This window comes from Geobacillus sp. PK12, assembly GCF_004123125.1.
In the GTDB taxonomy this organism is placed as follows: domain Bacteria; phylum Bacillota; class Bacilli; order Bacillales; family Anoxybacillaceae; genus Geobacillus; species Geobacillus zalihae.
In genome coordinates this window covers 16562-43488 of sequence record NZ_SDKL01000018.1, presented here as the reverse complement: position 1 = coordinate 43488, position 26927 = coordinate 16562, and the positions used below count along the sequence as shown (strand labels likewise).

The window sequence follows — 26927 nt, the reverse complement described above, 5'->3', positions numbered from 1 at the left end:
ATAATCCGTATTTTTGCTGAAAGCCACTGGCATGTGAGCGGTCTTCCTCTTTTTGGAATCACTTCATCAACGACGAAGTTGTCAGAGGTCAGATTTATAGGAGAGAGAGCCGAGATGTTACTCCGAGCACGACCGATTATTTTTGCTGTTTTTTCCGCGTCCATTGCTGTTGTGTTTGTGTCAAAGCCGCCTTTCTTCGATCGCACCTATGTCATCGCTTTGCTGTTTTATTGGCTGTTTTCCAGCTTGTATTCACACTTGCGCGTCATAGACAAAACGAAAAACAATATTCCCGTTGATTACGGCATTAACTACAGTTTATCCTTCTGCTTATTTGCCGGCCCGTTCGGGCTGTTTATCTTTGAAGCGTTGTTTCGCTTGACTGAACATATAGCCAAAAAATATTTGAAAACAGCGGAACCCGATGAATGGCTGCACACATTGTACAACATTGGTTCGTTTGTGACGTTCAATTCGCTCGCGTTTGCCTTATACGATCTCCTTGGTCCGCTGTTTCAGTCTATTCCGTTCATTGGCTTCTGGCTGCTTTTATTCCTGCTCGTCATCGTCGTTTCCTTTTTGACTGACTGTTGCCTGATCATCATTTTTTATATAACCGGCGACATTCAGACACAGCGCGAGGCGTTGGATTTTATTAAGACGAGAAGCTGGATGGACATGGGAAAAACGGCGCTGACAAACGGTCTGTTATTTCTCTTTTTGCAAGAACAGCGGTGGGATATGCTTTTGAGCTTATTTTTGCTGAATTACTTCGTCAGCCGCTCGTTTTTTTCCAAATCGCAAAGCATCCAGCATAAACTAGAACGCGACCACTTCGAAAAAATGGCCTACACCGACTTTTTGACCGGCATCCATAACCGCGCCTACATGGATCAAACGATCGCCAAGCTAAACGGATCCGGTGAATGGATTGGCGTCGTCGTCGCCGATATCGACAATTTTAAAACGATCAACGACACGTATAACCATGCCGTCGGCGACGAGGTGATCCGCCATTTCGCCTCAACCTTGAAACAGTTTCTCAAAGAGGGCGATTTTTTGTTCCGCAGCGGCGGTGAAGAATTTACGATGTTTTTGCGTAATCGCACGTTTGAAGAGAGCGTCCGGCTTGTCGAGGAGATTCGAGAAGCAGTGCGCCGCAGCACCGTGTTGGTCGATTATATGGCGGCGAAACGTCCCATTGCCTATACGTCGTCGTTCGGTCTTTACTTTTGTCAAGCAGAAGGAACGATGTCAATTGAAAAAGCGTACATTTATGCCGACCATTTATTGCTCCGTTCGAAAGAAAGCGGCAAAAATAAAGTATCAGCCCAATGCGGGGGAGTTGCATAAATTAGGCGGCTCTCCCCTGACTTTTCCTTAGCGCAACCCTCTTTTCCTGCTATATTTCCCTAAACGTCATTTGGCATAACACCTTAATCAAGATTCGCGATCTGTCAAACCAATGCGGCCCCCTTGAGTTGATAACCTAAAAATTTCTAAATAGAAAATAATTTCCATAAAATAATGAGACCGCTTCATCATTACACAAACGGTGATTGATGAAGGATAGCCGTTGTGCTGCATTGGCGGCAACGGCTATTTGAATCAAATGTCTCATACTTTATCCCCCATATTCAACCGTAATGGATAAATCTGCGATAGAACGTCTTCATCCCATCATGAAACTAAGAAATGGAAAAACCCCATTTACTTATGATACGGTTCCCCGCGGTTAATGCGAAATGCGCGGTAAATTTGCTCGAGCAAAATGAGGCGCATCAGCTGGTGTGGAAACGTCATTTTCGAAAACGACAGCGTCTCATCGGCGCGCGCCATCACTTGTTTGCTTAAGCCAAGCGAGCCGCCGATGACGAACACCACTTTGCTTTTGCCGTAGGTGGCGAGCTCATCGAGACGGGCGGCGAATTGCTCGGACGATTTCATCTTCCCTTCAATCGCGAGCGCGATGACGTGGGCGTCATGCGGAATTTTCGCCAGCAGCCGTCCTCCCTCGCGCTCTTTGATTTGTTCCTCCTCAAGTTCGCTCGCCCGCTCCGGCGTTTTTTCATCAGCGACTTCGATGATGTCGATTTTGGCGTATGCGGACAGACGCTTTGTATATTCATTAATTCCAGCGATTAAATATTTTTCCTTCAATTTACCCACAGCGACAATGGAAATATGCACAAACAACCCCTGCCTTATAAACAGCTTATCAACAAGATTTATCCACATATACACAACACATATCCACATGTTGTGAAAAAACTGTTATCCTCCTACGACATATACAGCTTGTTTCGAGCAAAAACAGCACTGTTTTTCGCTGTTGTCCACAGGCAGGAGATCCGGCGCCTGTTCCGTTTCATCTACATATTGATCAATGGCGATGTCGACATGTTCTTCACATGTGAATATCATCATTCTCGCCCCTTTCCTTGTGGAAAAAAGAAGGAGCGTTTCCGCTCCCTCCATCCGCTTTCGTTTAATACGACTCGCGCGCCAGCTTCATCGTGACCGTGCGTTTTTTCCCATCACGATAAAACGTGACTTCCATCCGGTCACCGATCGATTTTTTCGTATACAAATATTTGCGCAAATCAAGCACGTTGCGGATTTTTTGGCCGTCAAGCGCCACGATGACATCAAACTGTTTTAAGCCCGCCTGTGCGGCCGGCGACATCGGCACGACTTGAATGACCGCCGCTCCTTCCGTTACGTTCGGCGGCAAATGGAGCGTCGCCTGCAAATGGTACGATGGGATGTCGCTCAGCGAGCGAAGTTCAACGCCCATATACGGACGGCGCACTTGTCCGTATTTTTCCAAGTCCGAAATGATCGGAATGGCCGTGTTGATCGGGATCGCGAACCCGATGCCTTCAACCGCCTCTTGGGCGATTTTCATCGAGTTGATGCCGATGACTTGCCCTTTGATATTGACGAGAGCGCCGCCGCTGTTGCCCGGGTTGATCGCCGCATCTGTCTGCAATACTTCTGCATTCCAGTCTGGAGCGCCGTCTTGGTCCAAATCGACTTCAACCGTCCGGTTCGTTCCGGAAATAATGCCTTGTGTCACCGAGCCGGCAAACTGCAAGCCGAGCGGGTTGCCGATGGCAATGACCGGCTCGCCTGGCTTCACTGTATCGGAGTTGCCGAACTGGGCGACTTTTTTCACATGCTTCGCGTCAATTTCCAAGACGGCTAAATCCATAAGCACATCGCTGCCCAGCAACTTCGCCGGCACTCTCGTCCCATCTTTGAGGCTCACTTCGAGCTGACTGGCGTTTTCAACAACATGATGGTTCGTGACGATAAACGCCCGGCCTCCCGCTTTCTTGTAAATGACGCCCGATCCGACGCCAGCCTCGCCTCCTTGCGACCAGAAGCTGGCTTCTTGAATGTTGACAACGCCGACAACCGCATCCGACACTTGGTCGATCGCCTTTGTCACCGCCGTCGTCACATCTACGGAAACACTCTGCCGAATCGGTGGAGTTCCATTTTCCTCTGTTTTTGGCTCTTCCTCTGCTCTTTGATTCGGCACAACATCATACGGGAGGATATCCCAACGGGAAAGCGCCGGAATGGACATGAGGACGAGCAGCCCTCCTAACACGGCGCCGACAAGCGCGGAAACAAACGATCCGCTGCGCCGCTTCCTCCTCGTTTGTTCGTACGGCTCATAATGGTCGTCGTAGTATCCCATGCTCACCCTCCTTTCCACATTCGTCTCCATCCCTCATTATAATCATGAACAGGAGAAAAAATCCAACAAATGTGTCTCCCTCAGTTTCGGCAAAACGGGCTTTATACATACGCTAGTGCCGTCGCCCGACGCGGATCGGTATCATACAAACGAAAGCGGGCGCCGACCGCTAAGCCTTTCTGTTCCAACACTTGCGTCACGGTCATGCGCGCCAGCTCTTTCATATTGTTATCTTGGCTCAAATGGGCCAAATAAATTTGCTTTGTCCGGTCGCCGATCACGTCAGCAAGCGCCAAACCCGCTTCCTCATTCGAAATATGGCCGACATCGCTTAAAATGCGGCGCTTGACGCTCCATGGATATCTCCCCATCCGCAGCATGCCGACGTCATGATTGCTTTCAAACACGAACACATCCGCGTTTTCAATCGTCTTTTTGATCCGCTCGCTCACATAGCCGGTATCGGTGAGCAACGCAAGCTTTTTCCCTTCATAGTGGAAAACGTAAAACATCGGCTCGGCGGCGTCGTGAGAGACGCCGAACGATTCGACGTCAACATCGCCGAACGTCCTTACCGCGCCGAGCGGAAAGACAAATTTTTGCTCGGGCGGAATGTCGCCGACCGCTTGTTCCATCGCCCGCCACGTTTTTTCATTGGCATACACCGGCAGCCGATACTTGCGGGCAAGCACCCCGAGCCCTTTAATATGGTCGCTATGTTCATGGGTGACAAGCAGCGCATCAAGCTGCTTTGGATGGCGGCCGATCTCAGCAAACAACTCCTCAAGCTGCTTGCCGCTCAAACCGGCGTCAACAAGCAGGCGCTGGCGGTCTGTCTCAATGTAAAAGGCGTTGCCGGTGCTGCCGCTGGCCAGCACACTAAATCGCATCGTCATGTTCTTTCACTCCAGCACATTTCCTTGATCATTGATCACTTGCCCTTCAAACGCATTGACGAAATAGTCTTCCTTCCGATTGACAACAATATGCCAAGTTGGAGTCAACACTTGGGATGCAGTAAATTGAACAAGCCCGTAATAGCCAAGCTCCACTTTCGTGACGCGGTCGCCCGGCTGCAAATGCCCTTTTCGGTACAACGTCTCAATGGCTTTAATCGCCGGGACGATATCTTGCTTTCGCTCGTACTTTTCCAAGTCGCTGAGCATCGTCTGTTCATACGACAGCGCTTCCCGTCTCCCGTTGACATGGATGACGAGCTTGCTGTTTTCATTGCCGTAAATCATCTTACCGTCATACACTTGGTAGCAGGTCAAGATTCCTTGTTTTTCATCAAACGACCAAAAGGCATATTGCCCGCCGCCGATGATGTAGCGCTGCAAAAACTCACGCAACTGGTATGGATCGTCAATCGGCAGCGCAACCGGATCGATGAACGTCCCTTTGACTTTCGTTTCTCCTTCGATTTTCACTTTTTGCCCGGGCAGCTTTTTTACATCCGCCATGGTGAATGAGCGGCTTTTGCCGCTGACATACGCCGCTTTCGTCACTTCTTTCGGCAGATCCACATACGTAATGCCGTTCGCCTCAAGCTGCTCTTCAATCGTCGTTTCCAAAATGACATCGAGCTGGCTGCTGTTTCGTTTTTCCATAAACTGATAGCCTAAAAAGCAGTCGAGGATGAGGAACACGATAATAAAAATCGTCTTCGTTTTACTCCAGTCCATTTGTTCCCCCTCCTCCCGCCTCATCGCTCGTGTCCACCTTTTTCCACGTTTGTCCGTACAAGTAGAACCATGCCGGTTCAAGGCGGATGACTTTTTCCCGCTCGGGATCTTTGATGAGCTCATAGCCGATGGCGATATCTTTGATGAGCGATTTGCGAACGCCTTTCGTCTGTTCGAACCAGTTGACGACCTCATGGCCGGACGGCAGCGTTTTTGGTGTGCGGTTGCGATCCGCGATTTCAAGGCGGAAGAGCGGACGCTGGTATTTCATCAAATCGGACGCTCCCCACGTCTCCACGATTTCTGACATGCCGTATTCATTAAAGACTGGATAGCCGTTGACGACAAGCCGGAACGTGACTTTTCGATCCTCCTCGCTCCAGCGGGCGAAATGATACAGATCCGTCCAACCGCCATGCTCATTGACGAAATCAATGCTTTTTTGGATGATATGGGTTTCTTGCTCTGTTTGTCCCATATTCGAGACGCGCGCCGCTGGATTCACATACAGCAGCATCCGTTGAAGAAAATCGACGTCCATCAGCCGCGAACCGTCTGTATATTCTTCGCCAAACGGAATCAAATCTTTTTTGACAAAGCTTGGATCGCTAAAGAGCGCTTCTTTAAACTTGTCTGCGTCCAGCTCGTCGGTATAATATTGCAGACTGCTGAGCACCACTTCTTTTTCCGGCAAATACAACTGCTTCGTTTCGCTGACCGGATAAGCGAAATAACGCGGAAAATGGCTCGTTTCTTTCGCCAGCCGGCCGATCGCCGATAAGGAGGCATCGCTGGCAATCGCTTTGTAAATTTTGCGCTTGTCGGTCGCGATGAAGTAGATGGGGAACTCGTCCTTCCCGCCGAGCGGGACGAGCAGGCGGTCAAACGCCAAGCCGTCGAGCCCCCTGTCATCGATCGTGAAAATCAATCGGTATATGTCGATCGGCACCTCATCGGGGTAAATGATCTCAAGCCGCTCTTTGCCATTTAAAAACGATAAAAACTTCCCTTGCGGAACAGAAGACGAAACATCTTCGAAATCGTCAAGCGTCCATCTTCTCATTTCTTTCAGCACTTCATTTTTCTCTTCGTCTTTCGTCACAGCATAGGGGACGCCGTTTTTATGAATGAGAATCTGCTTTGGCTGCACGACCATCGCTGTATCCACTTGCGTATTGCTCACGGAGACGTGTTGAATGTATTCGTCGTTTTGCAACACGTCGTATTTCGGATGATATGTCCATAAGGCAAACGTTAAGGTAATGCTGATGAGCACAAGCAACGTCAACACGATGGTTTTGATCGTTTCATACATCGCACCAGTCATCCTTTTGCTCGCGTTCTAGCGGCAGCGTAAAATAAATCGTCGTCCCTTTATGTTCTTTGCTTTCCGCCCAAATCGTTCCGCCATGGGCGAGCACGACTTCTTTGGCAATGGCCAGCCCAAGCCCCGTACCGCCCAATTTGCGCGACCTGGCCTTGTCGACCCGGTAAAACCGCTCAAAAATTTTCGCCAAATCGGCCTTCGGGATGCCGACCCCTTCGTCGCTGACGCTGACAATCATTTCATCAGAAAGTTTGCGGACGCGAAATGTAATCGTCCCGCCTTGCGGAGAGTATTTCAAAGCGTTCGAAATAATGTTATCTAACACTTGCGTAATTTTATCTTCATCAACTTCAATAAAAATCGCCTCGCGCGGAATTTTGCGAACGAACCGGATGTTGTCGCTTTTCGTCAACTCAAATCGGTCAATGACTTTATGGAAATAGGCTGAAAAATTGATCCACGTTTTCTTCAGCTTGTAGTCTTTGCTGTCGAGCTTGGACAGATGGAGCAAGTCGTTGACGAGCCGAATCATCCGTTCCGTTTCATTTTGCACGACTTGAATGAACCTCGGCGCGATGTCTTTATCTTGCCAAGCGCCGTCAGCGAGCGCTTCTAGGTAGCTTTTCATCGTGGTGAGCGGCGTGCGCAATTCATGCGACACATTGGCGACAAACTGCCGCCGCTCGCGGTCGATTTTTTCCTGTTCGGTAATGTCGTGCAAAACGACGATCAACCCGTTGACAAATCCGCCCTCTTTTTGAATCACCGACAACGACGCGCGCAAAATATATAGTTCCTCATCCGTGCTGAAATCTAAAATGAGCGAATCGCGCTCCTCAAGCAGCGTTTCAAACGTATACTGGTCGGCAATGCCAAGCACGTCGACGATCGAACTCGACAGCACTGTTTCACGTGAAACATTCAAAATGTTTAACGCTGCATCGTTAATGAGAATGACGCGCCCGCGACGGTCGGTCGCAATGACGCCATCCGTCATATGCGTCAAGACGGACTCGAGCTTGCGCCGTTCCCCTTCCGTCGTCGCCTGCGCTTCCTGCAGTTTTTTGGTCAGGTTATTGAACGTCATCGCCAATTGGCCGATTTCATCATAGCCGTACACTTTGACCTTGCGTGAGAAATCTCCCCTCGTCATCGCCAGCGCTTGCCGGCGCATATCGGAAATCGGCCGGGTGATCGTGCGCGACAAAAAAATGCCGAGCACGGCGGTAATGGCGAGAGCGATCCCCGTCCCGGTCGCCAAAATCATATTGATTTGCCGCATTTGCGAAAAGACGTTTTCCATCGAGGCGATGACGTAAATGACACCTTTGATTTCGCCGCTCGTTTTGATCGGAGTCGACGAAATGTACATGCGATGACCTGTTTTCGAATCGAGCAGCATCCGGTCGACGATTTCGCCGGTGACGAGGGAACGTTTTACATAAATCTCGGTCGTCCGCTTTCCGACGATGTTTTGCATATACGGATTGGATGTCGCAAGCACTTTCCCTTTCTCATCGATGACGCGCACTTCGGAAATGTCTTGGGAAACGAAATCATGAAGAAGCGAACGGATGTCTTCTTCCAATGTCGGGCTTTTTTCATCGCGCTCCCGATTCATCGCCTGCTCGACGTTATAGGCGAGCAAGGTCACCCGTTCGTTTAATGAGTTTTTAAAGTTCTGCACAAGCTCCGTTTCCAGCTTGCGAACGAAGTACACGCCGATGATTTGCATGGCAACGAGAATCAGTAATACATAAATGATGACAAACTTAAAATGAATCGAACGGAATGGACCTACTTTTTTCATGCTGGCTCATGACTCCTGTTCCGGATTGCGCAAGTAATAGCCGACTCCCCGTCTTGTGACGATCCAATTCGGGTGGGAAGGGTTGTCCTCAATTTTTTCACGCAGACGTCTTACCGTCACGTCCACGGTGCGCACATCGCCATAGTAATCGTAGCCCCAGACGGTTTGCAGCAAATGCTCGCGCGTCATCACTTGGCCGATATGTTTCGCTAAGTAATGAAGCAGTTCAAATTCGCGGTGGGTCAGTTCAATGGTTTCCCCCCGCTTTTGCACGACATACGCGTCCGGACGGATGACGAGCGGGCCAATGACGATTTCATTTGTTTCGTTTTCTCCTTCTTCTTGGTTGGCCGTTTGCGCATGGCGGCGCAAGTTTGCCTTCACCCGCGCCAGGAGCTCGCGCGTGCTGAACGGCTTTGTCACATAATCGTCCGCACCAAGCTCCAACCCAAGCACTTTATCAATCTCGGAATCTTTCGCTGTCAGCATAATGATCGGCATATCATACTTTTTCCGCACTTCACGGCATACTTCCATGCCATCTTTTAACGGCAACATAATATCCAATAAAATCAAGTCCGGCATCGTTTCTTCAACTTTTTGCAGCGCTTCTTCGCCGTCGTAGGCGCAAATGACTTCATATCCTTCTTTTTGCAAATTAAATTGCAAAATATCGGCAATCGGTTTTTCATCATCAACGACTAAAATGCGTTTTTCCATCTCGCTCACATCCTTCCTTTTGCGATGGAATCCTATCATTACTAATTTACCATGTTATGAACATGAAATCATCCTTTGCCGATTGCCATTTTGAGGAGCCGATCAAAGAAAAAAGCATAGACGCGCGCGCATCTATGCCTGTCGTTTGCATTGTTTATACGCTGCCTGCCACCGTCCACTGTTGCCGCTTACGCGTAGACGCTGCGGACGACGTTCGTTTGCGAACGGTCCGGTCCGACGGAGAAAATCGAAAGAGGGATGCCGGTGAGCTGGGAAATGCGCTCGACGTAATGGCGGGCGTTCGCCGGTAGCTCGTCTAGACTTTTCACCCCGGTGATATCTTCCGTCCAGCCAGGAAGTTCTTCATAGATCGGCTCGCATTCGGCCAACACTTTTAAGCTGGCTGGAAATTCTTCGAGCACTTGGCCGCGGTAGCGATAGGCGACGCAAATTTTCAACGTTTCAATGCCGGTCAACACGTCGATCGAGTTAAGCGACAAGTCCGTAATGCCGCTCACCCGGCGGGCATGACGGACAACAACACTGTCAAACCAACCGACGCGGCGCGGACGGCCGGTCGTCGTCCCATACTCGCGGCCGACTTCGCGAATGCGGTCGCCGATTTCATCGTGCAGCTCTGTCGGGAACGGCCCGTCGCCGACGCGCGTCGTATAGGCTTTCGCCACCCCGACGACATGCTTGATTTTCGTCGGCCCGACACCGGCGCCGATCGTGACCCCGCCAGCGACTGGATTCGACGACGTGACAAACGGATACGTTCCTTGGTCAATGTCAAGCATGACGCCTTGCGCTCCTTCGAACAAGACGCGGCGCCCTTCATCGAGCGCATTGTTCAATACGACCGATGTGTCGCAGACGTATCTGGCGATTTGCTGGCCGTACTCGTAATACTCCTCAAAAATGTCCTCGAAGCGGAACCCTTCGGTACCGTACACTTTTTCGAACAACATGTTTTTCTCTTCCAAGTTGCGGGCCAGCTTTTCCGCGAACACATCGCGGTCAAGCAAATCAACAATGCGGATGCCGATGCGCGCCGCCTTGTCCATGTACGCCGGCCCGATTCCTTTTTTCGTCGTGCCGATTTTATTGGCGCCTTTCCGCTCTTCCTCGAGTCCGTCCAATTTCAAATGATACGGCAAAATGACATGGGCGCGGTTGCTGATGCGCAAATTATCGGTCGAAACGCCGCGCTCATGCAAATAGGAAAGCTCGGCGACAAGCGCTTTCGGATCAATGACCATGCCGTTGCCGATGACGCAAATTTTATCTTTATAAAAAATGCCCGACGGGATCAAGTGCAGCTTATACTTTTCCCCGTTGAACACGATCGTGTGTCCGGCGTTGTTTCCCCCTTGATACCGGGCAATCACTTCCGCATTTTCCGATAAAAAGTCCGTAATTTTCCCTTTCCCTTCATCGCCCCATTGCGTGCCGACAACAACGACTGACGACATGGCGAGCACCTCCAGTTTCCTCGGTCTAAACATTGTCAGTGTACCAGTTTTCAGCCATAAAGTCAATGAAACACGAACATTAAAAGAAAATATCGTCTTTTTTATTCGTTTATTAATGATCAGGAAGGCTCCCTCTTCAACGCCGCGGGTGTAAACGGGGAAATAGTCAAAGACCAAAAGAACAAAAAGGCGCTCGACGCCGGCAGCGCGGTCCGTCTTACGCCCCCGGTGGAATTTGCGCCTCATCGAAACGGCGCTCTAAGTTGACGAATTTATTGTACTCTTTAATAAAGGCGAGCTGCACCGTCCCGACCGGGCCGTTCCGCTGTTTGGCGATAATGATTTCGATGATGTTTTTGTTCTCGGAATCTTTGTTGTAGTAGTCGTCGCGATACAAAAAGGCGACGATATCAGCGTCTTGCTCAATGCTCCCCGATTCGCGAAGATCGGACATCATCGGCCGCTTGTCCTGGCGCTGCTCAACGCTGCGCGACAGCTGTGACAAAGCAATGACCGGCACTTCGAGCTCGCGGGCGAGCGCCTTTAACGAACGGGAGATTTCCGACACTTCCTGCTGGCGGTTTTCCCGGTTGCGCCCACTTCCTTGAATGAGCTGCAAATAATCGATCACCACCATGCCGAGGCCGCTTTCCTGTTTCAAGCGGCGGCATTTGGCGCGAATGTCGCTGACGCGGATGCTCGGCGTATCGTCAATATAAATGCCGGCGTTTGACAAACTGCCCATCGCCATCGTCAGCTTGCCCCAATCTTCCGGCGTCAGCTTGCCAGTGCGCAAGTTTTGGGCGTTGATGTTGCCTTCGGCGCAAAGCATCCGCATCACAAGCTGCTGGGCGCTCATTTCCAAGCTGAAAATCGCGACATTTTCGTTCGTCTTCGTCGCCACATTTTGGGCGATGTTTAATGCGAATGCCGTCTTCCCGACCGATGGCCGGGCGGCGACGATAATCAAGTCGCTGCGCTGAAATCCGGACGTCATCCGGTCGAGTTCCGTGAATCCGGTCGGGATGCCGGTGATGTCCCCGTTCCGGTTATGGAGCATTTCAATGTTGTCATACGTCTGTACGAGAACATCTTTAATATTTTTAAAGGCGCCTGAATGTTTCCGTTGGGAAACCTCCATAATTTTCCGTTCCGCTTCATCGAGCAAAACGTCAATTTCATCTTCCCTTGTATAGCCATCTTGGGCAATCGATGTCGCCGTGCGAATGAGGCGGCGAAGCAATGATTTTTCTTCCACAATGCGGGCGTAGTATTCGACGTTGGCCGCTGTCGGCACAGAATCAGCAAGCTCGCTTAAGTAGGAGACACCGCCCACTTCCTCCAGCTGCTCCAAAGCGGCCAGTTCCGCCGTCACCGTCACTAAATCGACCGGCTCGCCTTTATCAGCGACGCGAAGCATGGCGTGGAAAATTTTTTGATGGGCCGCGCGGTAGAAGTCTTCGGGAATTAATCGTTCCGAGGCGAGCGTCAGCGCAGTGGGATCCAAAAACACAGCGCCAAGCACGGCCTGCTCGGCTTCAATGCTTTGCGGAGGAATTCGTTCTGAAAAAAGTTCGCTCATCGTCTCACCGCCTTTTCCCCCGTTTCATTTCCGTCGATAATGCCCCCGCCATAGCGGGCGGGGGCATCGTCGCTACCGTTATTTTTGTTCCTTGACGTGCACTTTTAAGGTCGCTGTCACTTCCGGATGGAGCTTCACCGGCACATTCGTATATCCGAGGGAGCGAATGGCATCAGCAAGCTCGATTTTCCGTTTGTCAAGCTTTAAGCCATGCTGGGTCTGAAGCGCCTCAGCGATTTGCTTGCTCGTGATCGAGCCAAACAAACGGCCTCCCTCGCCCGCTTTCGCCGGGATTTCCACCGTCAGCTTCTCGAGCTCTTCTTTCAGTTTTCTCGCATTGGCCAATTCTTCCGCCGCTTGGCGCTGCTCTTTTTGTTTTTGCGCCTCGAGCGCTTTGATGTTCGCCGGCGTCGCTTCAATGGCGAGCCCTTGTTTGAACAAAAAGTTGTTTGCGTAACCGTCGGCGACGTCTTTGATTTCCCCTTTTTTCCCTTTTCCTTTCACATCTTTTAAAAAAATGACTTTCATGATGGCTTCCCCCCCTCGAAATAGTCATGAATGGCTTCACGCAGCTGCCGCTCCGCCTCTTCCACCGTCACTTCGGACAATTGGGCGGCGGCGTTTGTCAAATGTCCGCCTCCACCAAGCCGTTCCATAATGACTTGCACGTTGACATCGCCGAGCGAGCGGGCGCTGATGCCGACCGTCCCGTCGGACCGCTTGGAAATGACGAACGAGGCAACGACGCCGCTTAAAGTGAGAAGCGTATCGGCCGTTTGCGCAATCAACACTTGGTCGTGCACCTCGTTTTCGCCGCCTTTGGCGATGGCGATGCCATGCTCATCGATCACCGCCCGTTCGATCAATTTCGCCCGTTTGACGTAGTTGGCGATGCTTTCCCGCAGCAATTTTTGCACAAGCACCGTATCCGCTCCTTGGGCGCGCAAGTATGACGCGGCGTCGAACGTCCGCGAGCCGGTGCGGAGCGTAAAGCTTTTCGTGTCGACGACGATGCCGGCAAGCAGGGCGGTCGCTTCGAGCATCGTCAGCTTCATCCGTTTCGGTTGGTACTCTAACAGCTCGGTGACGAGTTCCGATGTCGAAGAAGCATAAGGCTCCATATAGACGAGAATCGGCGCCTCAATGAACTCTTCGCCGCGGCGATGGTGATCAATGACGACGATATGGTCGGTGCGATACAATAGCCGCTCTTCAATGACGAGCGACGGACGATGCGTATCGACGACGATCAAAAGCGTATCCTCGGTGACGAGCTCAAGCGCCTGCTCCGGTTTTAGGCATCTTGACCATAATTCAGCATGTTTTTTCATTTCCTCAAGCAACCGTTGCGCCCCGGCATCCGTTTTGGCCGGATCGACGACGATAAACCCTTCCTTTTGGTTCGATTGGACGACTTTTAAAACGCCGATCGCCGCTCCCATGGCGTCCATATCGGGATATTTATGGCCCATGATGAGCACTTTGTCGCTTCCTGCAATCAGTTCGCGAAGCGCATGGGAAATAACGCGGGCGCGGACGCGCGTCCGCTTTTCCATCGGGTTCGTTTTGCCGCCGTAAAACTTCACTTTTCCATTTCCTTGCTTAATCGCGACTTGATCGCCCCCGCGCCCCAACGCTAAGTCCAAGCTTGATTGGGCGAGCGCCCCGAGCTCCGGGAGCTGGGACACGCCGGCGCCGATGCCGATGCTCAGCGTCAGCTGGGCATGATGTTTTGCCGTCTGCTCTCGCACTTCGTCGAGAATGGAAAATTTGCTTTTCTCGAGCCGCCCAAGAATATGTTCGTTCAATACGGCAATAAATCGGTCGGATGACGTCCGCTTTAAAAAAATGCCATAGTCGTTCGCCCACCGGTTCAACACGGACGTGACGAGGCTGTTTAGTTGGCTTTTTGCCTGATCGTCCATCCCTTGCGTAATTTCATCATAATTGTCAAGAAAAATAATGGCGAGCACCAGCCGTTCCGCTTCATACTGCCGCTTCAATTCCAAATGCTCAGTAACATCAAAAAAGTAAAGAAGCCGTTCCGAGCGGCGAATGACCACTTTCAGTTGCTTTCCGTTCAATTCGACGATCTCTTCGTCCGTTTTTCCCCTTTTCACAAAAGCGGCCAACGATTCGGAAAGCTCGGCGAGAGAGCGGCCGACAAGCGTCTGTTCCTTAAAGCAGGCGGCCAAAAAACGGTTCGACCACTCGATTTCTCCCCCTTCATCGATGAGCATAATGCCGATCGGCATTTGCATCAACGCTTCCTCGCCTACTTTTTTCACCCGGTGCGACAAATTGGAAATATAGTGCTCCAACTCTTTATGCAAGGAGCGTTGCGCCCCAATGACATAATAAAGCACAAACCCGACGCCAAGAAGGGCGACGAGGCCAAGCAGCCATTGGAAGTAAAACAAGCCGATCGCCATAAGCACCGCCAAGGCGGCTAACGCATATAACGGATAGCGATACGCTTTCCTTTCATAAAAATGGGACATTCAAGTCAGCTCCTACACTGAAGAAATGACTCGCCTGATCCAATTATCATATGCGGCGGCGCAAATCAAATCCTAAATCAATTATACCGAATATCGCCACAAGATAAAGTAGAAAAGGCAGGAATAAGCAAACAACCGTCCCTGCCGCCACCACACCTTTGCCAACCCCTTTTTTGTAAGCGGCGTAGTAAAGAAACGAAAATCCTTGCACGATCATCGCCAGCTGCAACACATACGATAAGTTCAACACGGCGATATAGGCAAACGATCCTTCTTTGAACGGGAACAAGGAGAGAAGGAGCACGAAGACATACAACCACAATACAGTTTTCGGCCACATAAGCTCGCGAAACGGCGGCCATGAACCGACCGGCAGCTTCAGCCTCTTCATCACCGGCAGCGAGACGATGATCGTCGCGTACGCCAGCGCAAACGAAGCGATGACAAACAGCGTCGGAACCATATAGCCGATCAGCTTCAGCCCTTGTTCGAACTGCCTTTGCATCTCCAAAGGCGGCGCTTGTCCCATTCCCTTCATTAGATTCATTGCCGTGTCAAACGATTCTCGCACGAGCGCAAGCGTATCTTGGATCATATCGACGTGCAAAAATTGAATCGAGATGATGTAATCAAGCACGATATTCGCCAAAAATACAAGCGCGCCGACAAGAAGAACAAGATAACGGTTTTTCTGTTTCGAAAGCATCGCGCCGACGGCCATGCCGACGGTGCCAAACATAAGCGCCATCGGCAGCGACAAAAGCGAGCCGATCAAACCGGAGATGACAAGGGCCGCCGCCAGCAGCAACATAGCTGGAATCCACCCATGGCGCATCGTAAACACCATAAACGGAAGCGCTAAAAACAAAGCGGCGACAATCCCAATGACCGGCGCGTACAGCGCAAGCAAAAACAAAACAGCAAACAGCGCGAGCTCAATCGCCGCTTCGGTGAGGGCGTGCGTTTTTCGCAATGGACGTTCCCCTTTCTTTGTTTTTTTAGTGATTTGACCTCCTTCCCCACTTTCACTCTGCTTGGGAGTGGGAGTCCGCTCAGTCAGAGGAGATAAAAAAAGCAGTAAGGATCCCCCCTTACTGCTTGCTTTCGGCTCACTCATCCGCAACGTACGGCAGAAGCGCCATTTGGCGCGCGCGTTTGATCGCGACCGTCAATTTGCGCTGATATTTCGCGCTCGTTCCCGTTACACGGCGCGGCAAAATTTTGCCGCGTTCAGAAATGAACTTTTTCAGCAAATCGACATCTTTGTAGTCGATATGCGTAATGTTGTTCGCCGTGAAGTAACATACTTTGCGGCGTTTGCCGCGGCCGCCTTTCCGTCCTGCCATGCTGTTTCCTCCTTTCCGTTGCCATCGTTTCCTCATCGGTGGAATGGCCCGCTGCCTGCGCTTTGCTTCAAGACAGGGGCTTCAAGCGACTTGTTTATTAAAACGGCAAATCATCATCAGAAATATCGATCGGCTGGCCGTCATTGGCGAAAGGATCGTCATCGATGCGGCCAAACCCTTTTTCATCGGGATGTCGGTGGTTCTGATCTTGTCCGAATGGGAATGGATCCCCGTAGTAGCCGCCTGCTGTTGCCCCTCGCTGCTCGCTCGTTCCTTTCGGCTCAAGAAATTGGACGCTATCAGCCACCACTTCCGTCACGTACACGCGCCGACCTTCTTGATTTTCATAGCTGCGGGTTTGCAGTCGGCCATCGACACCAGCCAAGCTCCCCTTTTTCAAAAAGTTGGCGACGTTTTCCGCCTGGCGGCGCCAAACGACACATTGAATAAAATCCGTTTCCCGCTCGCCCTGCTGATTTGTAAACGGACGGTTGACCGCGAGCGTAAACGTGGCAACAGCCACTCCGCTTGGAGTGTAACGCAACTCCGGATCTCTCGTTAACCTGCCGACCAAAATGACGCGGTTAATCATCAGAACCACCTCTTCATCATGTCGAAAAGATTATTCTTCTTCTTTGACGACGATATGACGGATGATGTCTTCGCTGATGCGCGCTAAGCGGTCGAATTCTTGCACCGCTTTCGGCTCCGATACGACATTGACGATCATGTAATAGCCGTCGCGGTATTTTTGAATTTCATAGGCTAAGCGGCGCTTGCCCCAATCCGTCACGTTCGTAATCTCCGCGCCGTTTTCTTTCAACACGTTGTTGAACCGTTCCACGAGAGCTTGTCTCGCTTCATCGTCCATGTTCGGGCGGATGATGTACATGATTTCGTACTTTCTCACGCTCGTCACCTCCTTTTGGTCTAAGCGGCCCTTCCATTCGAAGAGCAAGGAGCAATCACCATTACTCACATTTGTTGATTATACCATGACCGACAACGATAAGCAAGGCAGTTTGCCGCATTCCGTCGGCGCAAACATCTTCCATCCGTATGACCAAGCCAAAAACGGCCCCATGCCGTGACCTGCTGCATCCGCCCTGCCCTCGAACCAATGGTTACACGTTGAACCGGAAATGCATAATGTCGCCGTCTTGCACTTCGTAGTCTTTTCCCTCCAAGCGCACTTTTCCGGCTTCGCGCGCCGCCGCCATCGATCCAGCCGCGACAAGGTCATCGTACGACACCGTTTCCGCGCGAATAAACCCTCGCTCAAAGTCGGAATGGATGATGCCGGCGCATTGCGGCGCTTTCATCCCTTTGCGGAACGTCCACGCCCGCACCTCCTGCTCGCCGGCGGTGAAAAACGTCGCCAATCCGAGCAAGCTGTAAGCGGCGCGGATAAGTTGGTCAAGGCCGGACTGCTCGATGCCGAGCTCCTGTAAAAATTGCCGTTTTTCCTCATCGCTGAACTCAGCGATTTCCTCTTCGATTTTGGCGCAGACAACAATGACTTCAGCGTTGTCGCGCTTGGCAAACTCGCGCACGTCCTTGACAAACGGATTGCCGCTAGAGTCAGCGATATCTTCCTCGCCGACATTGGCGACGTAAAGCATCGGCTTTATCGTCAACAAATGCAGCTGCTTGACGACTTTCATCTCTTCATCAGTGAACTCGAGTGTGCGCGCCGGCTTGCCGGCTTCGAGCGTCTCCTTCAACCGCCGCAAAATGTCGTATTCAAACGCCGCCTCTTTATCCTTTTGCTTGGCGATTTTGCCGACCCGCTCGATTCGTTTGTCAATCGTTTCCAAATCAGCCAACACGAGCTCCAAATTGATCGTTTCGATATCGGCGAGCGGGTCGACTTTGCCCGCCACGTGGGTGATGTTTTCATCACTGAAGCAGCGGACGACTTGGCAAATTGCATCGACTTGGCGGATGTGAGACAAAAACTTGTTGCCAAGCCCCTCTCCTTTGCTCGCCCCTTTGACGATGCCCGCGATATCGGTAAATTCAAAAACAGTCGGCACCGTCCGCTTCGGCCGAAACATTTCCGTCAATACATCGAGCCGCTCATCGGGCACTTCGACGACACCGACGTTCGGCTCAATTGTGCAAAACGGATAGTTGGCTGACTCAGCACCTGCTTTTGTAATGGCGTTAAACAGCGTCGATTTGCCGACGTTCGGCAATCCGACGATTCCTGCTGTCAATCCCATTCGTTCCACTCCTCTTTCCCGTTCACATCTTTCCTCATTATATGGGCTGGCCAAGAAAATGACAAGCGCGCCGCAAGCGGGGAATGTTTCCTCTCCCACCCGCTTCAAAAAAGGCGGAAGTTTGCGCCCTTTTCCCAACACTTGGATGACAAAATCATCTTTTCGGATCAACAGCCTCAAACCGCATTTTGTCGTCGACAATATCTTTTTTCTACTGATCCGAAGCAACTGTGAACCGCTTACTTTGCTTCCGACGTGACTTTTTCAATATTGACCAAACAGTCATACAGCGTGCTGCCGCAGCCGTTATCCGACTCCAAATCGGACGTGAGGACGTTGACCGGCCCGCCGAACACTCCCCATTGTCCTTCGTCAATGTTGATCGTGCCTGGGTAGGCGCCATCAAGCATCTTGACCGTTCCCACGAGCGATCCACGGTCGTTGTAAACAAGCGCCCGGTCGCCATCGGCAAGACCTTTTGCCGCAGCAACATCAGCCGCTACCTCAATGCGGACTGTCTGAAGCGCTGGGATGAGCGGATAATGTTGCGAATGATTCGAACGGAGCGGATGGATCGTCAACAGCCGATACGGGTATTTGGCGGCTAGTGCCGGATTGGACTCCTCCGATTCGGCCGGATACATGATTTGCAGCCGGCCGTCCATCCCTTTTTGCTTGGCGATGGTTGACGTAAATTCGTATTTTCCGCTTGGCGTTTGAAACCGGCGGTCGCGCCATGGCACCGGTTCGACAGGCAAAAGGACGCGGTGTTCTGTTTTCAATCGCTTCAGCGTAATGCCGTGATGCTCCAACGGCCGGAGCGCCATCGCAAGAAACTGCTCACGCGTATAGGCAAAATCATCCCCAAACCCGAGCCTTTTTGCCAGCTCCGTCCAAATCCACAAGTCCGGCTTCGCCTCACCCGGCGGGTCGACAAGCTTCGGCCCGTAGTTCAAATACGCATGGTACATCGATGAACAATAGACGTCTTCCTCTTCAAACGAAGCCGCTACTGGCAAAACATAATCAGCCATGGCAGCCGTATCGGTCATGAACTGCTCAAACACAACCACCGTTTCAACGGAAGCGAACGCTTTTTTCATCAAGTTCGTGTTCGGCACTTGAGCGAGCGGGTTGCCGCACGTGACGATCACCATGCCGATCGGTGGATCATTCGCCCGCAATATCTCTTCTCCCTGCTTCATCATCGTCCATGTGCGCGATGCCGTTTTCCGCTCTGGGAGCGTCAATGCGGCTTTATCAAAACACTCGCCCACCTGCAAGTTGCCAAAATTCGCCCCTCCACCCGGAATGCCAACGTTGCCGCTTGCGGCGACAAGGGCATCGATCCATCGGATTGTATTGCCGCCGTTCGCATAGCGTTGCATGCCAAGGCCAAGATACGTTGCGGTCGGCCGGTCCCCGTAAAGCCGGGCCAGCTCCGTCATTTGATCGCGGCTAACACCGGTATGCCGCTCAATCTCCGCCAACGAAATTGTCTGCAATAGTTGTTTGACATCATCAAACCCAATTGTATGTTGCTTGATAAAGGCCCGGTCCTCCAACCCGAGTCGAAGCAGCTCTTTCATAATGCCCATCGCCAAAAAAGCGTCCATTCCCGGCTTGATGCATACGTACTGATCGGCGATGCGCGCCGTCGGGCCAAACAGCGGATCGATGACCACAATGGTCGCCCCGCGTTTTTTCGCGGCAAGCAACCGCTCGAATAAATGCATGTTCGTGCGGGCGACGTTTCGCCCCCAAATGACGATGTGGCGGCTGTTGTCGATATCTTCTGGCGCATGGCTGTAGGCGTTGCCAAAATCCCATGTCTGCGCCTCAATGCCCGCGCCCCAGCAAAGGCTGCCGATAAGCTCTGTTGCCCCACCATAACAATTAAAAAAACGGCGGTCCAGGTTTTTCAGCAGCCCGTTGTTGGCGTAATCATGGCTGTGAAGCACGGCTGTCGGCCCAAATTGTTCTTTCAACTTCCGCATTTTCCCGGCGATGTCATCAAGCGCCTCTTCCCAAGAAATGCGAACGAACTGCCCGTTTACTTTTTTCAACGGATAGAGAAGGCGTTCTTTGGCGTTTACCCGCTCTTTCAACATCCGCCCGCGTCCGCAAATGTTCCCTTTCGTGATGGGATGGTGTTCGTCGCCGTCAACCCGTACGACTTTCCCCTCGTTCACCGTCACCTTCAGCCCGCATACGTCCCAGCAGTTGAGCGGACATGATGTTACATGCGTCGTTCCCGTCATTTTCTCCCTCCCCTTCGCAACAAAAGAGCATGGCCTCGCCACCATGCTTCATTTGCTTATTCTTCATGCTTGACGAGCACTTTTTTCATTTTGCGGATAAACTCTTTGCGCGGCAACAAAACGCTATGGGCGCACCCTTCGCATTTAATGCGGATGTCAGCGCCCAAGCGGATCACTTTCCAACGATTCGTTCCACATGGGTGCGGCTTTTTCATTTCGACGATATCGTATAGGCCGAACTGTTTCTCCTCCATCGATCCACCTCCCTATGACAACGATTGCTCCCGTTGCGGCTTTGCCTCCGGCTGCTCTTGTCCGTCGCGGCGATGCAGCACAAGCCGCGGGTATGGGGTTTCGATTCCCCGTTCGTCCAACAGCAACTTCACTTCCTTGCGGATCGCCCGAGCGACCGCCAGATGGCGCATCGGCTTCGTTTCGCACGTGATGCGCAATACGACTTCTGAGCTGGCTAAATTTTGCACGCCAAGCAATTCCGGCGGGGCGACCATGTCTTCATACTTCGCCGGCAGCTGCGGAAGAAGCTCGCGGATGGCTTTCTCCGCCTCTTCAATGTCTTCTTCATAGGCGATGCTGACGTCAACGACAGCGAGGCTGTTGTGCAGTGAATAGTTCGTCACTTGAGTGATGCTGCCGTTTGGCAAAATGTGCACTTCCCCGGTCCAACTTTTAATTTTCGTCACCCGAAGCCCAATCGTTTCAACATACCCTTCAAAATTGCCGATGCGCACATAATCGCCGACCGCAAACTGGTCTTCAAAAATGATGAAAAATCCAGTGATGATGTCTTTCACTAAGCTTTGTGCGCCAAAACCCACGGCCAGCCCGACGACCCCAGCCCCGGCGAGCAGCGCTTTGACGGGAACGCCAAACGTATCTAAAATCATCAAGAGCGCAATAAAATATAGTACGTACGTAATGACGTTGTCGAGCAGCCGAACGAGCGTCGCCTCCCGCCGTTCGGAAATGCGGATCGGCGCCTTCTGTCGCACTTTGAACATGTTATGAACGGCAATTTTCAACACTTTCACCGCAATGGCGCATATGAGTAGGATGAGAACAATCTTCAGCGTCCCTTTTCCGATCTGGAGCCACAATTTCTCATCTATCAAAAATGCGAACAATCGGCTCATCGTTTTTTCCATCGTGTTCAACGTTGGCGACACCTCAATCTTTTTTCTTGTTCTGCGCTTTTATTTTAACAAGACCGGCCGCTGATTTGTAGCCCGATATCCCGTTATCGCGAAGAAAAGGCAAGAAAACGAACAATGAAATGTATATCATTCTTTTATTTTCCGTATACTGTTAATACTTTTGAAACGAAAGTAGGAGTGAAGCGAATGAGTATACCATCGATATTTTTCTCGTCCAAGGAGGAAAGGGACCGCGTGTTTTACGATGAGCAAGGGGCGGTGTCGTCGATCGCTTGGCGGGTCGCCTCACTGCTTCCCGACCCGCTCGTTCAGCCGGTCGCTATCGTTTGCATCGGCACAGACCGCTCGACCGGCGATTCGCTTGGACCGCTCGTCGGCACGATGCTCAAAGAGAAGCCGTTGGCTCGCTTCCACGTGTACGGAACACTCGAAGAACCCATCCATGCCGTTAATTTGGAAGAAAAGGTAGAAGCCATTCGACTCATTCATCACGATCCGTTCATGATCGCGGTCGATGCCTGCCTCGGGCGGCTGAAAAGCGTCGGCGCCATCACGATTGCCAAAGGACCGGTCCGCCCTGGGGCTGGGGTCAACAAACAGCTCCTTCCCGTCGGCGACGCCCATATTACTGGGGTTGTCAATGTCAGCGGGTTTATGGAGTTTTTCGTCCTGCAAAATACGCGCCTCCATCTTGTCATGAATATGGCGAAAACGATCGCCAATGGCATTTACGAAGCAGAGCGGTTCATCCTCCGAAAAGAGCGGCTCGCTGCCCCTCCGCTCTCAACAGACCGGCATTCATTATGGTAGGCAGCAAATCCCCCTCTTGGTCAGCTGTTCAAGGAGGGGATTTCTTTTCTGTCCGGCCAAAACAACCGGTCGTTAAACGAGTGAAAGAATGAAAACGGCGGCTGCCGTAATGAGAATGCTCGGCAGCAAATTGGCCACGCGAATGTTCGTCAAACCGAGCATATTGAGTCCAATGGCCATAATTAAAATACCTCCGGTCGCCGTTGATTCGGCGATGAACGAATCGAGCACTTCCTTCGGCACAAACCGTTCGATTTGCGTCGCCAACAGCGCGATGCTCCCCTCATAAACAACGACCGGCAAGGCGGAGAAGATGACGCCGATGCCGAGCGTCGTCGTCAAAATGACACTGGCAAAGCCGTCTAAAATCGATTTCGTATACAAGACGCTATGGTCGCCGCGCAGCCCGCTGTCAAGCGCTCCGACGATGGCCATCGCCCCGATGACAAACAACAACGTCGCGCTGACAAACCCTTTCGCGATGCTTCCTTGCCCGTTTCCGCTCACTTTCGCCTCGAGCCATTGACCGAGCTGGTTCAGCTTTTCCTCCCAGTTCCACCACTCCCCGAGAATGCCGCCGAAAACAAGGCTGAAAATAACAACGAGAAACTGTTCGCTTTTCATTCCCATTTGTATGCCAAGCAGCGCCACCGCAAGCCCAATCCCCCCCATCACCGTTTCCTTTACTCGCTCGGGGATGCGATGAAGCCATTTTCCAATCAACGCCCCGGCGATAATGCTCACTCCGTTGACAATCGTCCCTAACAACACCATGATGTCCAACCCTCTCTTGCAAAAAAATAAACCGGCCTTGATCAAAGGGCCGACTTACTCGTCGAACCGCACATCGAGCAGTTCTAATATTCTCTCTAAATCTTCCGGAGAAAAAAACTCAATTTCAATTTTTCCTCTTTTCCTCGTTTGTTTAATCGTGACGTTCGTCCCGAATTTTTCGCGCAGCAACGATTCGCTTTCCCGAATAAACACGCTTTTTTCCGGCGGTTTCCGCTTCGATGTTTCACGTGAAACATTTTCGTTCGCTTGTTGGATCAGTTTTTCAAGCTGGCGGACGTTCAACCCTTCGCGAATCGTCCGTTCCACGATCGATTTCATTTTGCTTTTTTGTTTCAGCCCTAAAAGCGCGCGGCCATGCCCCATCGAAAGTGTGCCGTCAATGAGCAGCTTTTGCACATCTAGAGGGAGGGACAACAAACGCAAATGATTAGCGATGTGCGGACGGCTCTTCCCAACACGGCTCGCGACTTCCTCCTGGGTTAAGTGCAGCTTGTCCATCAACATTTTGTACGCCATCGCTTCCTCGATCGGGTTCAAATCCTCGCGCTGCAAGTTTTCAAGAAGGGCGAATTCCATCATTTGCTCATCAGTCAACTCGCGCACCACGACCGGCACTGACGGCAAATTCGCCTCTTTGGCCGCCCGGTAGCGCCGTTCGCCAACGACGATTTCAAATCCGTTCGGTACACGGCGGACGATGAGCGGCTGCAAAATGCCGTACTGCAAAATCGATTGCTTCAACTCCTCAATCGCCTCAGGCTGAAACGTTTTCCGCGGCTGGTACGGGTTGGGATGAAGGTCGTGAATGCTTACTTCCCGCACCGTTTCCTCTTTCCCATTCAATTCATTGAGAGAAAGGTTGTCAAACAGCGCACTGATGCCTTTGCCGAGACCTTTAGCCACGTTCAAGCACCTCCTTCGCCAGTTCCAAATACACTTCCGCCCCCCGCGATTTCACATCGTACAAAATGATCGGCTTGCCATGGCTTGGCGCCTCGCTCAGCCGCACGTTTCGCGGGATGATCGTCTGGTACACCTTTTCGCGGAAATACTTTTTGACTTCTTGAATGACCTGCAAGCCTAGATTCGTCCTTGCATCAAGCATCGTCAACAGAACGCCTTCGAGGCGCAAATCATAGTTTAAGTGCCGCTGCACAAGCCGGATCGTGTTAAGCAGCTGGCTGAGCCCTTCTAACGCATAATATTCGCATTGGACAGGGATGAGCACGGAATTGGCCGCTGTCAACGCGTTGAGCGTCAGCAAGCCGAGCGAAGGAGGACAGTCGATAATAATGAAGTCGTATTTGTCTTTCAGCGGCTCGATCGCGTTTCTCAGCCGGATTTCGCGGGAAATGACCGAGACGAGCTCAATTTCTGCGCCGGCGAGCTGGATCGTCGCTGGAATGACGTATAAATTTTCGATGTCCGTCGGTCGAATGACATCTTTTGCTTTCATGTCGCCAATGATGACATTGTAAATGCATTCGTCGACATCGCCTCGCTCAATGCCGATGCCGCTCGTCGCATTTCCTTGCGGATCGGCGTCAACAAGCAGCACTTTTTTTCCAAGATGCGCCAAACAGGCCGATAAATTGACCGCCGTCGTCGTTTTTCCAACTCCGCCTTTTTGGTTTGCAATAGCAATGACTTTTCCCACGATGCCACCTACCTCTATCTCTTCCTCAATCCATTTTATTTTAGCACGAAAACAGGAAAATGACTTTGTTTTCTGAAAGAAAAAACCCCATCAGCAGTGCTTGATGAGGCAAAAGGTGACTTTCGTTATTTTTTCGCGATTCGAATCGTAATTTGATAGTAGTCATCGAATTCTTCTTCTTCAGATTGGACGGACACCCCGCTGCTTTCGACCATGGAAAGCGACTGGCGGATCGTGTTGACGGCGATGCGCATATCGCGGCTGAACGCCTTTCGCTTCGGTTTTGGCTTCCGTTCCCCCGCCTCGAGCAGCTTTAACACCCGATCTTCCGTCTGCTTGACATTCAACTGTTTGTCGATGATTTCTTGCAGCAGTTTCAGCTGTTTTTCTTTATCTTTCAAGGCAATCAACGCGCGCGCATGACGTTCCGTAATCGCCCGTTGCAAGAGCGCCTCTTGCACCTCTTGCGGGAGTTTCAGCAGACGCAGCTTATTGGCGATCGTCGACTGTCCTTTGCCGAGCCGCTGAGCGAGCGCTTCTTGCGTCAAATCATGGAGCTCGATCAATTTGGCGTACGCCATCGCCTCTTCAATCGGCGTCAACTCTTCGCGCTGTAAGTTTTCAATGAGGGCGACGGAGGCGGTTTCTTTGTCATTTAAGTTTTTGATGATCGCGGGGATTTCCGTCCAGCCAAGCTTTTGCACCGCTCTCCATCTCCGCTCGCCGGCGATGATTTCAAACCGTCCGTTCCCGCATTCGCGGACGACGATCGGCTGGATGATGCCGTGCGTGCGGATCGTCAGCGCCAACTCGTCGATCTTCTCTTCATCAAACATCGTGCGCGGCTGAAAGCGGTTCGGAATAATGCTTTTGACCGGAATGTGGCAAACTTCCTCCCGCTCTTGCTTTTCCTCCATTTCTTCCTGTTCTTTTTCTCCAAAGCTGAACAAGCGCGAAAATGGATGTTTCATCCCCCTACACCACCTTTGGACATACTTGGCCAAAATGTCTCTGTCTCGCCCGGCATACGCCGCCTTACAGTCGGTTTTTTGGCGCGGGACGAAGGCGGGGAGCGAAACAGCTTGTTTCTCTCTTTCAGCCGGCAAAGCCCTCCCCCGCCCGCAAAGACGCTACTGAATCGGTTGTTTGTTCGGCGTTCCCGGTTTGCGCGGGTATTGGTTCGGCGTTTTTCTCATTTTTTGGATGAAAATGATCGTTCGTTCGCCTTCGTCAAACGGCAACGTGAACGTTTCCGTCGCCGTCACTTCTCCGCCAAGCACAGAAATCGCCTTGTTTCCCTCTTTCAGCTCCTCGAGCGCCGAAGCAGCTTTCATCGCAATGAATGTCCCGCCCATTTTCACGAGCGGAAGGCAAAGTTCGACAAGCACTGGCATGCGCGCCACCGCTCTGGCCGTGACGACGTCAAATGATTCGCGCATCCCCTTTTGACGGGCGAACGTCTCAGCGCGTTCGTGGTAAAGCGCCACGTCCGCAAGCCCGAGCTCGGTGATCAGATGCTCTAAAAAACGGATGCGTTTTTGCAGCGAATCAACGATGGAAACGCGCAAATGCGGAAAACAAATTTTGAGCGGAAGGCTCGGAAATCCCGCCCCGGATCCGACGTCGCAAAGCGCAAGCGGCGCTGAAAAGTCGTAGTAAAAAGCCGGGGACACCGAGTCGAAAAAGTGCTTCACATAGACGCCGGGCTTGTCCGTAATAGCGGTCAAATTCATTTTCTCGTTCCACTCAACGAGCAGTTCGTAATAGCGCTCAAACTGCGCAAGCGCCCGGGAAGAGAGGAGAATTCCCCTCTCTTCGAGCATGGTTTGAAATTGTGTCGCCTCCATAAGCC

Annotated in this window: 27 protein-coding genes; 2 read left to right on the top strand and 25 right to left on the bottom strand. The window is 51.6% G+C overall.

Annotated features, from left to right (window positions below; all coding sequences use genetic code 11):
* Positions 1–114: 114 nt before the first annotated feature.
* A complete protein-coding gene (locus ETR37_RS08045) occupies positions 115–1353 on the top strand; it encodes a GGDEF domain-containing protein (RefSeq protein ID WP_013146692.1) in 1239 nt (412 codons plus the stop codon).
* A gap of 357 nt (positions 1354–1710) precedes the next feature.
* On the opposite strand, the gene rlmH is transcribed toward ETR37_RS08045, so the two are convergent.
* The 20 genes from rlmH to ETR37_RS07945 all read right to left on the bottom strand — a co-directional run bounded on the left by rlmH (position 1711) and on the right by ETR37_RS07945 (position 21813).
* Positions 1711–2190, bottom strand: a complete 480-nt coding sequence (rlmH, locus tag ETR37_RS08040; RefSeq protein WP_041468625.1) for a 23S rRNA (pseudouridine(1915)-N(3))-methyltransferase RlmH — start codon at positions 2188–2190, stop codon at positions 1711–1713.
* Between the two features lie 84 nt (positions 2191–2274).
* Entirely contained in the window at positions 2275–2427 is a 153-nt protein-coding gene (locus tag ETR37_RS08035; RefSeq protein WP_083509335.1) for a CxxH/CxxC protein, read from the bottom strand.
* A 61-nt stretch (positions 2428–2488) separates the two neighbouring features.
* The gene (locus tag ETR37_RS08030; RefSeq protein ID WP_060788975.1) at positions 2489–3709 is read right to left on the bottom strand and encodes a S1C family serine protease; all 1221 of its coding nucleotides are present in this window, start codon (positions 3707–3709) and stop codon (positions 2489–2491) included.
* Positions 3710–3810: 101 nt separating this feature from the next.
* Positions 3811–4605, bottom strand: a complete 795-nt coding sequence (locus tag ETR37_RS08025) for an MBL fold metallo-hydrolase (RefSeq protein ID WP_013146695.1) — start codon at positions 4603–4605, stop codon at positions 3811–3813.
* A gap of 6 nt (positions 4606–4611) precedes the next feature.
* Positions 4612–5394 carry a two-component system regulatory protein YycI gene (locus ETR37_RS08020; protein ID WP_013146696.1) on the bottom strand — a complete coding sequence of 261 codons (783 nt, stop codon included), beginning with the start codon at positions 5392–5394 and terminating at the stop codon, positions 4612–4614.
* Positions 5381–6709, bottom strand: coding sequence for a YycH family regulatory protein (locus tag ETR37_RS08015; protein WP_015376121.1), 1329 nt, complete (start codon positions 6707–6709; stop codon positions 5381–5383). Before ETR37_RS08015 ends, ETR37_RS08020 begins: the two co-directional genes overlap by 14 nt.
* The gene (gene walK / locus ETR37_RS08010) at positions 6702–8531 is read right to left on the bottom strand and encodes a cell wall metabolism sensor histidine kinase WalK (RefSeq protein WP_020754214.1); all 1830 of its coding nucleotides are present in this window, start codon (positions 8529–8531) and stop codon (positions 6702–6704) included. Before walK ends, ETR37_RS08015 begins: the two co-directional genes overlap by 8 nt.
* Before the next feature lie 6 nt (positions 8532–8537).
* Entirely contained in the window at positions 8538–9251 is a 714-nt protein-coding gene (yycF, locus tag ETR37_RS08005; protein WP_011232938.1) for a response regulator YycF, read from the bottom strand.
* Between the two features lie 188 nt (positions 9252–9439).
* Complete coding sequence (locus tag ETR37_RS08000) at positions 9440–10726, bottom strand: adenylosuccinate synthase (RefSeq protein WP_129447132.1); 1287 nt, start codon at positions 10724–10726, stop codon at positions 9440–9442.
* A 217-nt stretch (positions 10727–10943) separates the two neighbouring features.
* Complete coding sequence (dnaB, locus tag ETR37_RS07995) at positions 10944–12308, bottom strand: replicative DNA helicase (protein ID WP_011232940.1); 1365 nt, start codon at positions 12306–12308, stop codon at positions 10944–10946.
* Positions 12309–12386: 78 nt separating this feature from the next.
* Complete coding sequence (gene rplI, locus ETR37_RS07990; RefSeq protein ID WP_020754217.1) at positions 12387–12836, bottom strand: 50S ribosomal protein L9; 450 nt, start codon at positions 12834–12836, stop codon at positions 12387–12389.
* Complete coding sequence (locus tag ETR37_RS07985) at positions 12833–14809, bottom strand: DHH family phosphoesterase (protein ID WP_020754218.1); 1977 nt, start codon at positions 14807–14809, stop codon at positions 12833–12835. The genes rplI and ETR37_RS07985 overlap by 4 nt, the downstream gene beginning before the upstream one ends.
* A 46-nt stretch (positions 14810–14855) precedes the next feature.
* Positions 14856–15782 (bottom strand): YybS family protein, encoded by a 927-nt coding sequence (locus tag ETR37_RS07980; protein ID WP_011232943.1) that lies wholly within the window; start codon positions 15780–15782, stop codon positions 14856–14858.
* A 136-nt stretch (positions 15783–15918) separates the two neighbouring features.
* The gene (gene rpsR / locus ETR37_RS07975; RefSeq protein ID WP_008880812.1) at positions 15919–16155 is read right to left on the bottom strand and encodes a 30S ribosomal protein S18; all 237 of its coding nucleotides are present in this window, start codon (positions 16153–16155) and stop codon (positions 15919–15921) included.
* Between the two features lie 97 nt (positions 16156–16252).
* On the bottom strand, positions 16253–16747 hold the full coding sequence (gene ssb, locus ETR37_RS07970) for a single-stranded DNA-binding protein (protein WP_015376126.1): 495 nt from the start codon (positions 16745–16747) through the stop codon (positions 16253–16255).
* Positions 16748–16777: 30 nt separating this feature from the next.
* A complete protein-coding gene (rpsF, locus tag ETR37_RS07965) occupies positions 16778–17065 on the bottom strand; it encodes a 30S ribosomal protein S6 (protein ID WP_011232945.1) in 288 nt (95 codons plus the stop codon).
* A 214-nt stretch (positions 17066–17279) separates the two neighbouring features.
* Entirely contained in the window at positions 17280–18380 is a 1101-nt protein-coding gene (gene ychF / locus ETR37_RS07960) for a redox-regulated ATPase YchF (RefSeq protein ID WP_013524881.1), read from the bottom strand.
* Positions 18381–18619: 239 nt separating this feature from the next.
* Positions 18620–20641: a molybdopterin-dependent oxidoreductase gene (locus ETR37_RS07955; protein ID WP_013524882.1), complete on the bottom strand. Its 2022-nt coding sequence runs from the start codon at positions 20639–20641 to the stop codon at positions 18620–18622.
* A 56-nt stretch (positions 20642–20697) separates the two neighbouring features.
* Positions 20698–20895, bottom strand: a complete 198-nt coding sequence (locus tag ETR37_RS07950; RefSeq protein ID WP_011232948.1) for a DUF951 domain-containing protein — start codon at positions 20893–20895, stop codon at positions 20698–20700.
* A gap of 12 nt (positions 20896–20907) precedes the next feature.
* Complete coding sequence (locus tag ETR37_RS07945; protein WP_013524883.1) at positions 20908–21813, bottom strand: mechanosensitive ion channel family protein; 906 nt, start codon at positions 21811–21813, stop codon at positions 20908–20910.
* A gap of 186 nt (positions 21814–21999) precedes the next feature.
* Between ETR37_RS07945 and yyaC the strand changes: the two genes are divergently transcribed.
* Entirely contained in the window at positions 22000–22623 is a 624-nt protein-coding gene (yyaC, locus tag ETR37_RS07940; protein WP_015376128.1) for a spore protease YyaC, read from the top strand.
* A gap of 72 nt (positions 22624–22695) precedes the next feature.
* Here yyaC and ETR37_RS07935 read toward each other — a convergent pair whose 3' ends face one another.
* From ETR37_RS07935 to rsmG, 5 genes are all read right to left on the bottom strand, one after another.
* On the bottom strand, positions 22696–23397 hold the full coding sequence (locus ETR37_RS07935; protein WP_033005544.1) for a DUF554 domain-containing protein: 702 nt from the start codon (positions 23395–23397) through the stop codon (positions 22696–22698).
* Between the two features lie 54 nt (positions 23398–23451).
* Positions 23452–24321: a ParB/RepB/Spo0J family partition protein gene (locus ETR37_RS07930; protein WP_033005541.1), complete on the bottom strand. Its 870-nt coding sequence runs from the start codon at positions 24319–24321 to the stop codon at positions 23452–23454.
* Positions 24314–25075: a ParA family protein gene (locus ETR37_RS07925; RefSeq protein WP_011232953.1), complete on the bottom strand. Its 762-nt coding sequence runs from the start codon at positions 25073–25075 to the stop codon at positions 24314–24316. The genes ETR37_RS07930 and ETR37_RS07925 overlap by 8 nt, the downstream gene beginning before the upstream one ends.
* Positions 25076–25200: 125 nt before the next feature.
* Positions 25201–26046: a nucleoid occlusion protein gene (noc, locus tag ETR37_RS07920; protein ID WP_033005539.1), complete on the bottom strand. Its 846-nt coding sequence runs from the start codon at positions 26044–26046 to the stop codon at positions 25201–25203.
* Between the two features lie 159 nt (positions 26047–26205).
* Entirely contained in the window at positions 26206–26922 is a 717-nt protein-coding gene (gene rsmG / locus ETR37_RS07915) for a 16S rRNA (guanine(527)-N(7))-methyltransferase RsmG (protein ID WP_011232955.1), read from the bottom strand.
* Positions 26923–26927 lie beyond the last annotated feature (5 nt).

What these genes read in the sequence shown, in the direction of transcription:
- ETR37_RS08045 (WP_013146692.1), top strand. Translation starts at nt 115, where the DNA reads ATGTTACTCCGAGCACGACCGATTATTTTTGCTGTTTTTTCCGCGTCC.
- ETR37_RS08035 (WP_083509335.1), bottom strand. Translation starts at nt 2,427, where the DNA reads ATGATGATATTCACATGTGAAGAACATGTCGACATCGCCATTGATCAA.
- ETR37_RS08030 (WP_060788975.1), bottom strand. Translation starts at nt 3,709, where the DNA reads ATGGGATACTACGACGACCATTATGAGCCGTACGAACAAACGAGGAGG.
- ETR37_RS08025 (WP_013146695.1), bottom strand. Translation starts at nt 4,605, where the DNA reads ATGACGATGCGATTTAGTGTGCTGGCCAGCGGCAGCACCGGCAACGCC.
- ETR37_RS08020 (WP_013146696.1), bottom strand. Translation starts at nt 5,394, where the DNA reads ATGGACTGGAGTAAAACGAAGACGATTTTTATTATCGTGTTCCTCATC.
- ETR37_RS08015 (WP_015376121.1), bottom strand. Translation starts at nt 6,709, where the DNA reads ATGTATGAAACGATCAAAACCATCGTGTTGACGTTGCTTGTGCTCATC.
- walK (WP_020754214.1), bottom strand. Translation starts at nt 8,531, where the DNA reads ATGAAAAAAGTAGGTCCATTCCGTTCGATTCATTTTAAGTTTGTCATC.
- yycF (WP_011232938.1), bottom strand. Translation starts at nt 9,251, where the DNA reads ATGGAAAAACGCATTTTAGTCGTTGATGATGAAAAACCGATTGCCGAT.
- ETR37_RS08000 (WP_129447132.1), bottom strand. Translation starts at nt 10,726, where the DNA reads ATGTCGTCAGTCGTTGTTGTCGGCACGCAATGGGGCGATGAAGGGAAA.
- dnaB (WP_011232940.1), bottom strand. Translation starts at nt 12,308, where the DNA reads ATGAGCGAACTTTTTTCAGAACGAATTCCTCCGCAAAGCATTGAAGCC.
- rplI (WP_020754217.1), bottom strand. Translation starts at nt 12,836, where the DNA reads ATGAAAGTCATTTTTTTAAAAGATGTGAAAGGAAAAGGGAAAAAAGGG.
- ETR37_RS07985 (WP_020754218.1), bottom strand. Translation starts at nt 14,809, where the DNA reads ATGTCCCATTTTTATGAAAGGAAAGCGTATCGCTATCCGTTATATGCG.
- rpsR (WP_008880812.1), bottom strand. Translation starts at nt 16,155, where the DNA reads ATGGCAGGACGGAAAGGCGGCCGCGGCAAACGCCGCAAAGTATGTTAC.
- ssb (WP_015376126.1), bottom strand. Translation starts at nt 16,747, where the DNA reads ATGATTAACCGCGTCATTTTGGTCGGCAGGTTAACGAGAGATCCGGAG.
- ychF (WP_013524881.1), bottom strand. Translation starts at nt 18,380, where the DNA reads ATGGGATTGACAGCAGGAATCGTCGGATTGCCGAACGTCGGCAAATCG.
- ETR37_RS07955 (WP_013524882.1), bottom strand. Translation starts at nt 20,641, where the DNA reads ATGACGGGAACGACGCATGTAACATCATGTCCGCTCAACTGCTGGGAC.
- ETR37_RS07950 (WP_011232948.1), bottom strand. Translation starts at nt 20,895, where the DNA reads ATGGAGGAGAAACAGTTCGGCCTATACGATATCGTCGAAATGAAAAAG.
- yyaC (WP_015376128.1), top strand. Translation starts at nt 22,000, where the DNA reads ATGAGTATACCATCGATATTTTTCTCGTCCAAGGAGGAAAGGGACCGC.
- ETR37_RS07935 (WP_033005544.1), bottom strand. Translation starts at nt 23,397, where the DNA reads ATGGTGTTGTTAGGGACGATTGTCAACGGAGTGAGCATTATCGCCGGG.
- noc (WP_033005539.1), bottom strand. Translation starts at nt 26,046, where the DNA reads ATGAAACATCCATTTTCGCGCTTGTTCAGCTTTGGAGAAAAAGAACAG.
- rsmG (WP_011232955.1), bottom strand. Translation starts at nt 26,922, where the DNA reads ATGGAGGCGACACAATTTCAAACCATGCTCGAAGAGAGGGGAATTCTC.